11 protein-coding genes are annotated in these 14437 nt (G+C 68.3%); 6 read left to right on the forward strand and 5 right to left on the reverse strand.

Translation table 11 applies throughout. From position 1 onward, the window contains the following. Window position 1: 1 nt before the first annotated feature. Both MB901379_RS01620 and MB901379_RS01625 read right to left on the reverse strand, forming a co-directional pair. Window positions 2-1426 (reverse strand): alpha/beta hydrolase domain-containing protein, encoded by a 1425-nt coding sequence (locus MB901379_RS01620; protein WP_158015015.1) that lies wholly within the window; start codon window positions 1424-1426, stop codon window positions 2-4. A gap of 101 nt (window positions 1427-1527) precedes the next feature. After that, window positions 1528-2592: a sigma-70 family RNA polymerase sigma factor gene (locus tag MB901379_RS01625; protein ID WP_408632327.1), complete on the reverse strand. Its 1065-nt coding sequence runs from the start codon at window positions 2590-2592 to the stop codon at window positions 1528-1530. A 39-nt stretch (window positions 2593-2631) separates the two neighbouring features. On the opposite strand from MB901379_RS01625, the gene MB901379_RS01630 reads away from it, so the two are divergent. From MB901379_RS01630 to MB901379_RS01645, 4 genes are read left to right on the forward strand one after another with little or no spacing between them, the layout of a single operon-like run. Further along, window positions 2632-3465: an alpha/beta hydrolase gene (locus tag MB901379_RS01630; protein WP_158015016.1), complete on the forward strand. Its 834-nt coding sequence runs from the start codon at window positions 2632-2634 to the stop codon at window positions 3463-3465. 46 nt (window positions 3466-3511) lie between these two features. After that, window positions 3512-4261, forward strand: a complete 750-nt coding sequence (locus MB901379_RS01635; RefSeq protein ID WP_158015017.1) for a DUF2786 domain-containing protein — start codon at window positions 3512-3514, stop codon at window positions 4259-4261. Then, window positions 4258-4770: a TIGR04338 family metallohydrolase gene (locus MB901379_RS01640; RefSeq protein ID WP_158015018.1), complete on the forward strand. Its 513-nt coding sequence runs from the start codon at window positions 4258-4260 to the stop codon at window positions 4768-4770. Before MB901379_RS01635 ends, MB901379_RS01640 begins: the two co-directional genes overlap by 4 nt. A gap of 56 nt (window positions 4771-4826) precedes the next feature. Then, complete coding sequence (locus MB901379_RS01645; RefSeq protein WP_158018874.1) at window positions 4827-6908, forward strand: beta-glucosidase family protein; 2082 nt, start codon at window positions 4827-4829, stop codon at window positions 6906-6908. A gap of 36 nt (window positions 6909-6944) precedes the next feature. Here MB901379_RS01645 and mymT read toward each other — a convergent pair whose 3' ends face one another. The 3 genes from mymT to ilvD all read right to left on the reverse strand — a co-directional run bounded on the left by mymT (window position 6945) and on the right by ilvD (window position 12520). Further along, window positions 6945-7106, reverse strand: a complete 162-nt coding sequence (mymT, locus tag MB901379_RS01650) for a copper-binding metallothionein MymT (protein ID WP_158015019.1) — start codon at window positions 7104-7106, stop codon at window positions 6945-6947. A 124-nt stretch (window positions 7107-7230) separates the two neighbouring features. Further along, window positions 7231-10569 carry a PE family protein gene (locus MB901379_RS25140; RefSeq protein ID WP_158015020.1) on the reverse strand — a complete coding sequence of 1113 codons (3339 nt, stop codon included), beginning with the start codon at window positions 10567-10569 and terminating at the stop codon, window positions 7231-7233. A gap of 256 nt (window positions 10570-10825) precedes the next feature. Beyond that, the gene (gene ilvD / locus MB901379_RS01660) at window positions 10826-12520 is read right to left on the reverse strand and encodes a dihydroxy-acid dehydratase (protein ID WP_158015021.1); all 1695 of its coding nucleotides are present in this window, start codon (window positions 12518-12520) and stop codon (window positions 10826-10828) included. Between the two features lie 158 nt (window positions 12521-12678). On the opposite strand from ilvD, the gene ricR reads away from it, so the two are divergent. Together ricR and MB901379_RS01670 are read left to right on the forward strand one after the other, a co-directional pair. Further along, on the forward strand, window positions 12679-12969 hold the full coding sequence (ricR, locus tag MB901379_RS01665) for a copper-sensing transcriptional repressor RicR (RefSeq protein WP_158015022.1): 291 nt from the start codon (window positions 12679-12681) through the stop codon (window positions 12967-12969). Between the two features lie 130 nt (window positions 12970-13099). Continuing rightward, on the forward strand, window positions 13100-14365 hold the full coding sequence (locus MB901379_RS01670) for an MFS transporter (RefSeq protein ID WP_158015023.1): 1266 nt from the start codon (window positions 13100-13102) through the stop codon (window positions 14363-14365). The last annotated feature ends 72 nt before the right edge of the window (window positions 14366-14437 follow it).

Here is a 14437-nt window from a genome sequence, read left to right on the forward strand (position 1 = left end):
CCTACACCGGAACCGCATCGTCGCGGGGGTACGTCGCGGCCGCGAGCGCGAGGATCTCGCTACGGTCGGCGGGCAAGATGAATCCGCCGTGGATGGCCCGGTCCAGCGCCACGGCGAAGTGTTCAAGATACTGCTCGAGGCCGCCAGGGTAGAGGCGTTGCACCGTCGCGAGGTCGAAAGGTTCACCGGAACCGAAGATCGCTGCCATGATGCTTTCCTGGCTGCCGATGCCGGAGGTGCGCGCGACCGGGACGTCCACCCATGGAGTCCGGACGCCGCCTCGGGCCAGGCCGTTGGCATCCAGAAGGGGTTGGGGCGGATCGGTTTCCTGCATGGCAATGGGTGATACGCTCGGCGGCGGCTTGCCGGTGCGGACCCAGGTGTTGAGCGCGGCGAGCGCCGCTTGCACCACGTAGTGATGCTGCGGGGCGAAATTGATGTAGTGACCCAGTCGCTGGCCCATCAGATCGTTGGTGGGTGTGTAGGCGGCCGCGATGTGCTTCAACGGTGCGGAGCCGGAATCGATCGGTGCTACCTGGATCGTGTAGTTGTCGGCATGCGCGGTGCCGGGAATCTCCCACACCCGCAGCCGACGATTGTCGGGCTGTCGTGCGTAGTAGTAGCCGCGTCGCAGGTCGCCGAACAGGTCCGTTTCGGTGATGATCGTCATCAGCGGAACGCGCAGGTCGGCGCGGAAGGAAGCGGCATTCGGTGCACCGTCGGATAATTCGTCGAAGATGGAGCCGCCTTCCAGCGGAGCGGCCGGCCCGAATCGGGAATGAACCAGGAATCCGTCGTAGATTGCCACGAGTGGATCGATGGCGTTGATGTACGTCGTGAGGAACATCGCCGATTGGGACTCACCCAGTGCGAGCACGTGTCGCACCGGCAGTGCGCGCAGTACGCCGACGTGCTTTTCTCGAGTGATGAGCCTGCCGACCTGGGAAAAGATGTCATAGCAGAAAGCGTCGCCAGGGTGATCCAAGGCGGCATAGCGGACCGGATCTTGGCTTTTTAAGGACATGTCCACGCCGAGCAGGTTCGCGCCACCTTGCACCCCGACCTGCTGACATGAGACTGCGACGTAGGCATAGCCTGCTCGTAGCATCTCCCGGTGTGCGGTCATCCACACCGCCGGAGCGTCGATACCGCCGCTGACGTTGAGCCATTCGACCAGGACAGTACCGTTGAACCGCGCCGGGTCGGATGGGGTCAGAACCACTATTCGAGTGGTGTAATCGGCGGTGTCCTTTGGTATTACATGCCACCGGCCGTCGTCGCCGAACGCCGCCGTCGGCGCATAGCAGCGGGCGGTTCCCGCAACGAAGAACTCCTCCACGACATATCCCAGGCTGGCGACGTCGAAAGCGCCCAACAGGAGGAGGGGCTTACCGGGCGTAGGTGTCACGCGTAACGAATCCGGCATTGTCAAAGGCTACTAATCGGGTCGTGCCGGTGAATCGGCTGGCCCGGGGAGAGTGCCCGGCCGCTTGATCCGGGTGAGCCCAAGAACTTTGGAGGGCGACGTCACAGCGAATCCGGCAGACCGAATTTCGGGAATAGCGTGTCGTCCAAGAACGCCACCACATGTGCTACCCGGCCGGAGACCATGTCCAGCACATGCAATTGGAAGGGTACGTGCACGTCCCCCGACCTCATGTACATGGCCGCAGCGGGCTGGCCGTTGGCCACCAACGGAATCAGGCGCATATCGCCGGGCGATTCGGCGGGGCATTGCTGGTGAATGAGCGTAACGATGTTGCGCGCACCCTGATACCAGCCAACATAGGGTGGCATCTCCCAAATCGCCTCGGCGGTGAACAGCTCTACCAGCCGGTCAATGTCATAGGTCTCGAACGCGGCGATGTAGCGGGTCAGCAGGTCCTGGGCTTCCGGCGAATCCGGCGCCGGCAGCGGGCCCTCGGCGTTGGGGCGGGCAATCTCCAACTGTGCACGGGCGCGCTGCAGCAGACTATTGACGGCGACGGTGGTGGTACCGACCGCGTCGGCCACCTCCGCAGCCTTCCACTGCAACACGTCGCGCAGCAGTAACACCGCCCGCTGTCGGGGGGAAAGGTGCTGCAGCGCGGCCACAAACGCCAACCGAACCGATTCCCGCGATCCGACGATGACGGAAGGATCGGCCGGATCCTCCGTCCAGTTCGGCAGCGGCTGCAGCCATGCCACCTCGGTGCGCTCGACCAGTTCCGCAGTCGGATCCGAGCTGGGCCCTCCCAGCCCGGTCGGTAGCGGCCGACGCTGCCGACCTTCCAATGCACTGAGGCAGGTGTTGGTGGCAATCCGATGCAGCCAGGTGCGCAACGAGGACTTGCCCTCGAAGCCGTCGTAGGACTTCCAGGCCCGCAGCAGCGTCTCCTGCACAAGATCTTCGGCATCGTGCAGGGACCCGGTCATCCGATAGCAGTGCGCGAGCAGTTCACGCCGGTATGGCTCGGCGTGCGAGGCGAAGTCGCCGGTATGGGCCCCGCTCGGCACGGGAATGCAGTCGGTGGAGTTTTCCGAGTTTGCGGACAGAACACTCACCCGACCGAGCCTACGCAGAGCCGCTGACAATCCCACCTCGGGAACCACTACGCTGCCCGTAGTGACTCGAAATGACCAGGACTTTCCATGAAGCGCGCTGAACGCAAGTTCGCCGGTGTCGGTGGGGTGGACATCGTCTACGACACGTGGACACCGGACACCGCGCTCAAAGCGGTGGTTGTGCTGGCGCACGGCCTGGGCGAGCATGCCCGCCGCTACGACCACGTCACGCAGCGGTTCGGGGAGGCCGGTTTGGCCACCTACGCGCTTGATCACCGCGGGCACGGCCGCTCGGGCGGTAAGCGGGTCCTAGTGCGAGACATCACCGAATACACCGCGGACTTCGACACCCTGGTCGGCCTCGCCAAGCGCGAGAATCCCGGACTCAAGTGCATCGTGCTGGGGCACAGCATGGGTGGTGGGATCGTTTTTGCCTACGGGGTTGAGCGCCCGGACGACTACGACCTGATGGTGCTGTCCGCGCCGGCGGTGGCGGCCCAAGACCTGGTGCCGTCCGTGGTGGCGCTCGCCGCCAAGGTTCTCGGTGTGGTGATACCCGGCCTGCCGGTCCAGGAACTCGATTTCAATGCCATCTCACGCGACCCGCAGGTGGTGGCGGAGTACCAGAACGATCCGCTGGTGTATCACGGGCGAGTACCCGCCGGCCTCGGCCGTGCCCTGCTGCAGGTGGGCGAGACCATGCCGCGGCGGGCCCCCGCCTTGACGGCGCCGCTGCTGGTGGTACACGGCACCGGCGACCGGTTGATTCCCATCGAGGGCAGCCGCCGCCTGGTCGAATGCGTGGGATCGGCCGATGTCGAACTCAAGGAATATCCCGGTCTGTACCATGAAGTATTCAATGAGCCGGAGCGCTACCAGGTGCTCGATGATGTGGTCTCCTGGATCAGCACGCGATTGTAGGCCTCGACCAAGTCGAAATGTCGTACCGCTTTAGTAGTTTGGCGCCATGACCGACGACAAGATGTTGGCGCGCATCTCGGCCTTACTACGTCAGGCCGAGGGCACGGACAATCCCCACGAGGCGGACGCTTTCATGGGCGCCGCGCAGCGGCTGGCGACGGCGGCGTCCATCGATCTTGCCGTGGCTCGCTCGCATTCGGCCACTCGTTCGGCCGCGCAGGCGCCGATGCAGCGGACCGTCACCATCGGCGCGGCAGGAACGCGTGGTCTGCGGACCTACGCGCAGTTGTTCGTGCTCATCGCCGCGGCCAACGATGTGCGCTGCGATATCGCGTCGAATTCGACGTTTCTCTACGCCTACGGGTTTCCCGAGGACATCGACGCCACCCATGCGCTCTACGCGAGCCTCGTCGTTCAGATGGTACGGGCCTCGGATACCTATCTTGCCTCGGGCGCGCACCGGCCCACACCGACCATTACTGCCAGGCTCAATTTCCAGCTGGCCTTCGGGTCTCGTGTCGGGCAGCGTTTGGCCGAAGCCCGCGAGCAGGCCCGACGGGAAGTCGCCGAGGACTGCCGGAGAGCCCCGGGAACTGAAATTGCGCTGCGGGACAAGGATATCGAGCTGCACGACTACTACCGCAGCACGTCAAAGGCGCGCGGCACTTGGCGCGCCAGCAGGGCTTCGGCCGGATATTCGTCGGCGGCACGGCGCGCGGGTGACCGAGCCGGGCGGCGAGCGCAGTTGGGCAAGAGCCAGGAACTGCCCGGGGCACGGACCCCGCTGGATCAGTGAATCGGCCCGATTCCTCCGGACGGGATTCTCAGCGTGCCAAAGTCTATGCGGCGGAGGAGTTCGCCCGGACCCTGTTCGACCGAGCCGCCGAGCATGGATCGCCCAGCGTGGAGTTTTTTGGGACGCAGTTGACGCTCCCGCCCGAAGGGCGGTTCGCGTCGGTGGCGTCGGTACAACGCTATGTCGACGACGTGCTCGCGATGACGTCGGTGCGCCAAGAGTGGCCGCGGGTGGCGCCGCTGCGGGTGCGGACGCGCCGCGCCGCATCGGCGGCGCACTACGAAAATCGTGACGGTACAGCAACAATCGCTGTGCCTGATCGTGGCACCGCTGACTGGGCGATGCGTGAGCTGGTCGTGCTCCACGAAGTGGCGCATCATTTGTGCCAGGCGACGCCACCGCACGGCCGGGATTTCGTGTCGACGATGTGCAGGCTGACCGAGTTGGTGATGGGACCCGAGGCTGGCCACGTGCTGCGGGTGGTATATGCGAAAGAGGGGGCGCGGTGACCCGGTCCGGCGACGATGCAGGTGCCGACGAACGGGCGCGAGAGGTCGAGTCGCAAATGACCGACGACGAACGGTTTTCGTTGTTGATCGGTGTCATGGGAGCCGGTGATGCGTGGCCGCTGCGCGATGACCGCATCCCGCCGGGCGTCCCGATGAGCGCCGGCTATGTACCCGGCATTCCCCGGCTCGGGGTTCCGGCGCTGCTGATGAGCGACGCCGGCCTCGGCGTCACCAACCCCGGATACCGGCCGGGCGACACGGCCACCGCGCTACCGGCGGGGTTGGCACTGGCCGCCAGCTTCAACCCCGCCCTTGCGCGATCCGCGGGTGAGGTGATCGGCCGCGAGGCCCGCAGCCGCGGATTCAACGTCCAATTGGCGGGCGCGATGAATCTGGTGCGCGATCCGCGCAATGGCCGCAACTTTGAATACCTTTCCGAAGACCCGCTATTGACTGCCACCATCGCCGCTGAGTCGATCGTCGGCATCCAAGAGCAGGGTGTGATCTCGACGACCAAGCATTTCTCGCTGAACTGCAACGAGACCAACCGGCACTGGTTGGATGCCGTCATCGATCCGAGCGCGCACCGTGAATCCGACCTGCTGGCCTTCGAGATCGTCATCGAGCGGGCGCAGCCCGGTGCGGTGATGACGGCGTACAACAAGATCAATGGGGAGTACGCCGCAGCCAACGGTGCGTTGCTCAACGATGTGCTCAAGGGCGCCTGGGGCTACCGCGGTTGGGTCATGTCGGATTGGGGCGGGACACCGGGCTGGGAATGCGCACTCAACGGCCTTGACCAGGAATGCGGCGCCCAGATCGACGCGATTCTGTGGCAGTCCGAGGCGTTCGGCGAGCGCCTGCGGACCGCTCACACCGAGGGTGCGCTGCCCAGGGATCGGTTGTCGGACATGGTCCGGCGCATCCTACGTTCGATGTTCGCTGTCGGCGTCGATCGATGGGACCCCGCGCGCGCACCGGACCTGGACGCGCACAACAAGATTGCCCTGGAGATAGCGAGACAGGGGATCGTACTGCTACAGAACCGGGGGTTGTTGCCGCTGACCGTTGAGCCCGGCTCGGGCCTGCGTATCGCGGTCATCGGCGGCTATGCCCAGCTCGGCGTGCCTGCAGGCTTCGGGTCAAGCACCGTGGTGCCGCCAGGTGGCTACGCGAGCGTGATTCCCATCGGCGGGACGGGTCTCGAGGCCGGTCTGCGGAATCTCTACCTGCTGCCATCGCGGCCCCTCGACGAGCTGGGAAGGCAATTCCCGGGCGCCCAGATCGAGTTTGATCCCGGCCTCAACCCGGCAGAGGCGATGCTGGTGGCGGAGCGTGCCGATGTCGTGGTGATGTTCGCGATCCGAGCCGAAGGGGAGGGCTTCGATAGCGCGGACCTGTCGTTGCCCTGGGGTCAGGACGCAGTAATCTCTGCGGTCGCGGCGGTGAACCCGAACACCGTTGTGGTACTCGAGACCGGCAACCCGGTCGCGATGCCCTGGCAAGACTCGGTCAACGCGATCTTGCAGGCGTGGTACCCGGGACAGGCGGGCGCCCAAGCGATTGCGGAAATCATTGCCGGCCGGGTGAACCCGTCGGCCCGGCTGCCGATGACGTTCCCCATCGATCTTTCTCAGACGCCGCGGCCGATGTTACCCGGCCCGGCAGCGCCAGCGGGAGCACCGACCACGATTCACTATCTCGAGGGCGCCGACGTGGGCTACCGCTGGTTCGCCAAAATGGACCAGCCCCCGTTATTCGCCTTCGGGCACGGCTTGTCCTACACCAGCTTCGAATATCGCGAGCTGGTAGTCACCGGTGGTGACACCGTGAATGCCCGATTCACCGTTATCAACACTGGCGGACGCCGCGGCACCGATATCCCGCAGCTGTATATCCGCAGCGGTTCCGGTGGTCGATGGGTGCGCCTATTGGGATTCCAGCGGGTGGATTTAGAACCGGGCAGCTCAACCCGCGTCAGCATCGAAGCGGATCCGCGACTGCTTGCCAGCTACGACACCGACGCCCGGTGCTGGCGCATCACGGCGGGTGTATACACCGTGGCGGTAGGTGCCTCGGCGGCATCTCTGCCCCTGGTGGCCCAGGCTGAGCTGGCCGGTCGTGCGTTCGGGCGATGATCGACCGGCACCGAACGCACCACCGGCCGGGTTGATCTACTGGACGGGAACCAACGCATCGCCACAGGTGCAGCGGTAAGGCTCACCGGCTCCCGAGCAGTGACAGGGAACCTCGATACGAACGCGACACCCACAGCCTTCGTGGCCACAGGTCAACACGGTCCCGGCTTCATGGGTCGCCATCTGTTTCACCCTCATTCAGGTTGGGGGACTGTAGTCCCAGCGGTTGACTCCGGAACCTAGTCTATACCCCGTATGGGTACCAGGTAAACATTCGGGGCGGGTGCGGCAAACCCGCAAGTGATGTGCCTGCTACCGCGGCCTACGTCCCGTCCAGGCCGTCCAGTCCGGGGTTGCCGCTGCCGCCATCGACGCCGCCGGGTGGGGTACCGGTGCCGCCGTGGCCGCCGGCACCGCCCTTGCCGCCAGTACCGCTCGCCGCGCCGTCGCCGTCCCCGCCGGTCCCGCCCTCGCCGCCGTCACCGCCGGTGCCGCCATTGCCGCCGTTGCCGCTGCCAGACGCCCTTCCGCCGTACCCGCCGGTGCCGCCCAACCCGCCGGCCCCGCCGTTACCGCCGGCCTGGCCCGACAGCACGCCGTTACCGCCCTGACCGCCGCTCCCGCCGGTGCCGCCTTGGCCACCGGCTCCGGCGTTGCCGGTCCCGTTCGCGGTGCCACCGGTCCCGCCGAATCCGCCGGACCCGCCTGCGCCGCCGGCCTGCCCGGCAGGTCCGTCGGCACCGGCGCCACCCGGACCGCCTTGACCGCCCGGGCCGGCGTTAGCGCCGTAATAGCCGGTGCCGCCGGTACCGCCGAGCCCACCCTGCCCTCCGATGCCCGCGCCCCCGATGTTGCCTGCGTTGCCCGCGCCCGCGCCCGCTTGCCCGCCCCCGCCGCCGTTGCCACCGGCTCCGCCAATCCCGCCGGCCAGGCCATCGCCAGTGTTGGCGTCGATACCGCCGTAACCGCCCTTGCCGCCGTAACCGCCTTCACCGCCGGCGCCGCCGTTGCCGTTGCTCGCGCCGACACCGACCGTGCCGCCGACGCCTCCGGTGCCGCCCTTGCCGCCGTCGCCGCCCGCGTAGCCCGCCGTACCGTTGCCGGAACCGCCGTAGCCGCCGCTGCCACCCAAGCCGCCCTGGCCGCCGTTGCCCGCGGCGATGCCCCCGGGGCCCGGTTGACCGCCCGTGCCGCCGGTACCGCCGGTGCCGCCGTCGTAGCCGGACGTTCCGAAGCCGGTGTCGCCGTAGCCGCCAGGGCCGCCGACGCCACCGTCGCCGCCGTTGCCGCCGATACCGCCCGGACCCGGGTCACCGCCGGTACCGCCGGTGCCGCCGGTGCCGCCCACGGCGCCCGCCGATCCCCGGCCGGTGCCGCCATAGCCGCCGGTGCCGCCGACGCCGCCGGTGCCGCCATTACCGCCGACGCCCGGGTGCACGTTGGGTCCGGCGGTCCCCGGGTTGCCGCCGGTGCCCCCGGTGCCGCCAACGCCGCCCGCGAATCCGGTTTCCTGGTAATCGCCCGGGCCGCCATAGCCGCCGCCACCGCCGGTCCCGCCGGTGCCGCCATTGCCTGCGGTGCCGCCGGGGCCACTGTCGCCGCCGGTGCCGCCGGTGCCACCGGACCCGCCGGCGCCGCCAGCTTCCTCGAGCCGGCCGGCACCGCCGTAGCCGCCTTGACCGCCGCTGCCGCCGGTGCCGCCGGTGCCCCAATCGAATTGCACGCCGTCGCCGGAAATGCCGCCGGCACCGGCCTGGCCGCCGTTGCCCCCGGCACCGCCGGTGCCGCCGGTGCCGGTGACACTGTTGCCTCCGTAGCCGCCGTCTCCTCCGCCGCCGCCATAACCGCCGTAGCCGCCGTAGTGGCCGGAACCTTGGATGGCGTCGCCGCCGGCACCGCCTACCCCACCGGCGCCGCCGGCGCCGCCGGTAGCCGCGTTACCGCCGACGCCTTCGCCGTGGCCGGGCCAGCCGCCGGTCCCACCCATGCCGCCGTAGCCGCCGTCGCCGCCGTCACCGCCACCACTGCCGGCATCCGGCGTGCCGCTGCCGCCGGCGCCGCCCGCTCCGCCGGCGCCGCCCACTCCGCCGTTGCCATTGGTACCACCGCGCAGGCTGTTGCCGCCGGTGCCGCCGTTTCCGCCGGCGCCGCCATACCCGCCCATGTGACCGGTGTCGGCCTTGCCGTCGGCGCCGATACCGCCGGAACCTCCAGCACCCCCGGTGCCGCCAGAGCCGCCGGTGCCGCCAGAGCCGCCATGACCGGCCGGACCGCTGACCCCGCCGGTGCCGCCGTCACCGCCACGGCCGCCACTGCCGGCACCCCCGCCGTTGTCGGCGGTGCCGCTGGCGCCGTCACCACCGGCGCCTCCCAGGCCGCCGTCACCCCCGTTGCCGTTGGCTCCGCCGGCGCCACTGTTGCCGCCGGAGCCACCCTGACCGCCGGCCGCGCCGTTGGTGCCGCTGTCGCCGGTGCCGGCCGGCGCGTTGGCACCGGCCCCGCCGGTGCCGCCGGTGCCGCCCGCGCCGCCGTTGCCGTAGGCACCCACCGCTCCACCGAATCCGCCGGTGCCGGCGGCACCGCCCACACCGGCGTCGCCGCCGTCACCACCTTTGCCGCCCGCGCCCGGGTTGCTACCGGTATCGGCCGCACCCGTGCCGCCGGTGCCGCCGATCCCACCGCTACCCCCGCGTCCACCGCTGCCGTTGGTGCCAAGGGGCCCGGCGTGGCCTCCGGTCCCGGCGTCGCCGCCGAGACCACCCTGGCCGCCATCGCCCCCGGTGTCGCCACCCTGCTGGGCCGCCAAACCGTTGCCGCCAGCGCCGCCGGCTCCGCCGTCACCGCCGGTACCCGCATTGCCGAACAGTCCGGCGCTGCCACCGGTTCCGCCGTGACCACCGGTCCCGCCCGTGCCGCCCTGCTCGTTGGGCAAACCGGCGCCGCCACCGCCGCCGGCGCCACCGATCCCGCCGGCCCCACCATTGCCGAACCATCCGGCGCTGCCACCGGCGCCCCCGTCACCGCCCATGCCGCCGGCAGCGCCGACCCCGCCGGTAATCCCGATCCCGCCGGCCCCACCGGCGCCACCTGAGCCGAAGAGGAACCCGCCGTTGCCACCGGCACCACCCGTTCCGCCGGGGCCGCCGCGGCCGCCGATGCCGCCGTTGCCGATCAGGCCGGCCGACCCGCCAGCGCCGCCAACGACTCCCACGGTGGTGCTTGCCCCGCCGTTACCTCCGTTGCCGTACAGGATGCCACCGGGTCCGCCTGGCGTGCCCACCCCATTGACGGTCATTCCGTTGGCGCCGTTACCGATCAGCGGGCGACCCAGCAACGCCTGAGTCGGGGTGTTGACCAGACCCAGCAGACCCTGCGCCGCGTTGCCGGCTTCGGCGGAAGCATACGAAATCGCGCCGGCCCGTAGGTTCTTCACGAACTCGTCGTGGAATGCCGCGGCCTGCCGGGCCAACCCCTGATACTCCTGGGCGTGCCGGGAAAACAACGCCGCGATTGCCTTCGATACCTCGTCGCCGGCCGCGCTGGCCACGAGCGTCGTCGCGCCGGCCGCCGCGGCGTTCCCATTGGACACCGTCGTCTCGATGAACTGCAGATCGATGGCTACCGAGGCCATGGTCTCCGGTGAGACAAGCACGTATGTCATCGGGCACCTCGCTGCACTCACGACGAACATCGCCCGGTTTGGGCCGAGCGGAGCATTGCATGATGCTAGCTGCCGCGGCTGGACGGTTACTGAGAATCACCGGGTTCGCCACGTGCCGGACTGGTGCGCCGGATTCGGCTGGCCGCTGGCGAAAAAGCGCTGTTGCCATTGGGCATTCAGCAATGCGATGCAACGACCCATCCGCGGATTCGAACCGCACCCGGCGACCGGTTGCCCAGGGCCGAATGCGGTCCGGCTAACCGCAGACCGCGCCAGTCGCGGCCGAGCCGACCAACTTGACGTACTTGGCCAGCACCCCGGTCTTGTACCGCGGCGGCGGGGGAGTGAAATCCGTCTGCCGATTTGCGAATTCAGTTGGGTCGGTGAGCACCTCGAGGGTGCCATTTGCCACGTCCAGCCGGATCCGGTCGCCATCGCGCAGGAACGCGATCGGTCCGGCATCGACGGCCTCCGGCGCAATGTGTCCCACACAGAGGCCGGTGGTGCCACCGGAGAACCGGCCATCGGTCAGCAGCATGACGTCTTTGCCGAGCCCGGCTCCCTTGATCGCGCCGGTGATCGCCAGCATTTCGCGCATTCCCGGGCCGCCCTTGGGTCCTTCATAGCGGATCACCACCGCGTCGCCTTTGGTGATCGTGCCGTCCTCGAGCGCGTCCAGGGCGGCTCGCTCGCCGTCGAAAACCCTTGCCGTGCCCTCGAACACCTCCGATTCCAGACCGGCCGTCTTGACCACTGCGCCCTCGGGTGCAAGCGACCCACGCAGGATGGTGATTCCCCCGGTCGGGTGTATCGGGTTGTCCAATGCGCGCAGTACCTTGCCGTCCGGGTCCGGCGGATCAATGTCGGCCAGATTCTCGGCGAGCGTCCGGCCCGTGACCGTCAGGCAGTCGCCGCGCAAGAGGCCGGCGTCCAGCAGTGCCTTCATGATCACCGGCACGCCGCCGATGTGGTCGACGTGGTACATGACGTGGCGGCCGAACGGCTTGACATCGGCCAGGTGGGGCACCTTCGACCCGATCCGGCTGAAGTCCTCGAGGGTCAACATGACTTCGGCTTCGCGGGCGATGGCCAGCAGGTGGAGCACCGCGTTGGTTGACCCGCCAAAAGCCATCACCACAGCTATGGCGTTCTCGAAGGCCTCCTTGGTGAGGATGTCTCGGGCAGTGATGCCACGGCGCAACAATTCGACGACGGCCTGACCGCTGCGACGCGCGAACCCATCGCGGCGGCGATCGGTTGCCGGCGGCGCGGCGCTGCCGGGCAGTGACATGCCCAGCGCCTCGGCGGCGCTGGCCATGGTGTTGGCGGTGTACATGCCGCCGCAGGCACCCTCGCCCGGGCAGATCGCGCGCTCGATGGCGTCGACGTCCGTGCGTGACATCAAGCCGCGCGCGCACGCCCCCACGGCCTCGAATGCGTCGATGATGGTGACCTCGCGCTCGCTGCCATCGGAAAGTTTGGCTACCCCCGGAAGAATCGAGCCCGCGTACAGGAAGACGGCCGCCAGATCCAGCCGCGCGGCGGCCATCAGCATCCCGGGTAGCGATTTGTCGCACCCGGCCAGCAGCACCGAGCCGTCCAGGCGCTCCGCCTGCATCACGGTTTCGACGCTGTCGGCGATGACTTCGCGGGACACCAGCGAGAAATGCATTCCCTCGTGCCCCATCGAGATGCCGTCGGAAACCGAGATCGTGCCGAACTCAAGTGGGTAGCCGCCCGCGGCGAACACCCCTTCCTTGACGGCCTTGGCGAGCCGATCCAGGGGAAGGTTGCACGGCGTGATCTCGTTCCACGAGGACGCGACCCCGATTTGGGCCTTGGCAAAGTCGTCGTCGCCCATGCCTACCGCCCGCAACATGCCCCGGGCGGCCGCTTTCTCCAGGCCATCGGTGACGTCGCGGCTACGCGGTTTGATATCGGGTTTGGACATGGTCCAAGTATGCGCAGCGCGGTCGCCGTTGCCAAAACTCGGGTCGAATACCCGGGCCGGGTACGGAGTACAATCGGGGTCCAACTCGGTCTGATCGGGAATTTCCGTCGGATTGCTGCGTTCCGCAGGTTTAGAGCGTTCCGATCTTTGGGAGAGTCATGGAAACCGCACACGGCTATTCGCAGCAGAAGGACAACTACGCCAAGCGGCTGCGCCGGATCGAAGGGCAGGTACGCGGCATCGCGCGCATGATCGAGGAGGACAAGTACTGCATAGATGTCCTTACCCAGATCAGCGCGATCAATAGCGCCCTGCGATCGGTCGCGTTGAATCTGCTCGACGAGCACCTGAGCCACTGCGTCACCCGCGCCGTGGCTGAGGGTGGTACCGAGGCCGACGGCAAGGTCGCCGAAGCCTCCGCGGCGATCGCGCGCCTGGTTCGTTCTTAAGAGCGCTGGCGTGTTGACGCGGGAACTGGTTTGAACCCGTCCGCGCGGAACGTACGGTGAGAGCAGCGCCGTCACTCGGCGGGTTGGAGCATTTCCCGACCAGTTCCCGAACGACGCCGCGGCCCAGCTCATGACTGCCGATACCCGAACCGCCACCGCGCCCGCAGGACCGTGGACGCCACGGGTCGCTGCGCAGCTGACCGTGCTCTCCGCCGCGGCATTTGTCTATGTGACCGCGGAGATCTTGCCGGTCGGCGCGTTATCGGTGATCGCGCGGAATCTGCACGTCAGTGTCGTCGTGGTGGGCACCCTCCTGTCCTGGTACGCACTGGTCGCGGCGGTGACGACGGTTGTCCTGGTGCGCTGGACCGCGCACTGGCCTCGCCGCCGTGCCCTGGTGATCAGCCTGGTCTGTCTGACGGTCTCGCAACTCATCTCCGCGCTGGCGCCTACCTTCGCGGTACTGGCCGTTGGGCGGGTGTTCTGCGCGGTCACCCACGGTTTGTTGTGGTCGGTCATCGCCCCGATCGCGGCCCGGCTGGTGCCCCCAAGTCACGCCGGCCGCGCCACCACGTCGATTTACATCGGAACCAGCCTGGCGCTGATCGTCGGTAGTCCGCTCACGGCCGCCCTGAGCCTGATGTGGGGTTGGCGACTGGCGGTCGTAGGCATCACCGTCGCGGCAGCAATCGTCACCGTGGCGGCGCGGCTGCTGCTACCCGAGATGGTGCTCACCACCGACCAGCTGCAACATGTGGGGGCGAAGTCGCGGCACCACCGCAACCGGGCGCTGGTCATCGTCAGCCTGATCACCATGGTCGGTGTGGCCGGCCATTTTGTCTCCTACACCTACATCGTGGTGATCATCCGTCAGGTCGTCGGTGTGCGTGGCCCGAACCAGGCGTGGCTGCTGGCCGCCTATGGTGTCGCGGGTGTGATTGCGGTGGGGCTGGTGGCGCGCCCGCTGGACCGCCGGCCCAAGGCCACCATCATCTTCTGCTTGACCGCACTGACGGCCGCATTTGTCCTGCTGACCGCGCTGGCATTCGGCGGTCGTTGGTCGCCGGTGACGGCCTTGGTGGCCGGCATCGCGGCGATCGTGCTGTGGGGTGCTGCGGCCACCGCCGTGTCGCCGATGCTGCAATGTGCGGCGATGCGTAGTGCGGCCGACGACCCCGACGGCGCCTCGGGCCTCTATGTGACCGCGTTTCAGGTCGGCATCATGGCGGGCTCACTGGCCGGTGGCCTGTTATACCAACGAAGTGTGGCCCTCATGCTGACCGCGTCGGCGGGCCTGATGGCGATGGCTCTGGCCGCGATGACCGCTGCCAGGTACGTTTTCGATGCGCCGGCCTTCGATGCGCCGGCCGTGGAGGCAACTTCACACACGCGCTAACGGTGCAGCTCAGCGGCGTGAATCACGCGATTGAAGCGCTATCGGGAGGCGGTGGAAGAGGCAACGGGCCGT

It is taken from the genome of Mycobacterium basiliense, from assembly GCF_900292015.1.
GTDB lineage: Bacteria > Actinomycetota > Actinomycetes > Mycobacteriales > Mycobacteriaceae > Mycobacterium > Mycobacterium basiliense.

Bases quoted from the DNA above. Each gene is read 5' to 3' on its own strand.
- MB901379_RS01620 (WP_158015015.1), bottom strand. From the start codon at position 1,426: ATGCCGGATTCGTTACGCGTGACACCTACGCCCGGTAAGCCCCTCCTC.
- MB901379_RS01630 (WP_158015016.1), top strand. From the start codon at position 2,632: ATGAAGCGCGCTGAACGCAAGTTCGCCGGTGTCGGTGGGGTGGACATC.
- MB901379_RS01635 (WP_158015017.1), top strand. From the start codon at position 3,512: ATGACCGACGACAAGATGTTGGCGCGCATCTCGGCCTTACTACGTCAG.
- MB901379_RS01645 (WP_158018874.1), top strand. From the start codon at position 4,827: ATGACCGACGACGAACGGTTTTCGTTGTTGATCGGTGTCATGGGAGCC.
- mymT (WP_158015019.1), bottom strand. From the start codon at position 7,106: ATGAGGGTGAAACAGATGGCGACCCATGAAGCCGGGACCGTGTTGACC.
- MB901379_RS25140 (WP_158015020.1), bottom strand. From the start codon at position 10,569: ATGACATACGTGCTTGTCTCACCGGAGACCATGGCCTCGGTAGCCATC.
- ilvD (WP_158015021.1), bottom strand. From the start codon at position 12,520: ATGTCCAAACCCGATATCAAACCGCGTAGCCGCGACGTCACCGATGGC.
- ricR (WP_158015022.1), top strand. From the start codon at position 12,679: ATGGAAACCGCACACGGCTATTCGCAGCAGAAGGACAACTACGCCAAG.
- MB901379_RS01670 (WP_158015023.1), top strand. From the start codon at position 13,100: ATGACTGCCGATACCCGAACCGCCACCGCGCCCGCAGGACCGTGGACG.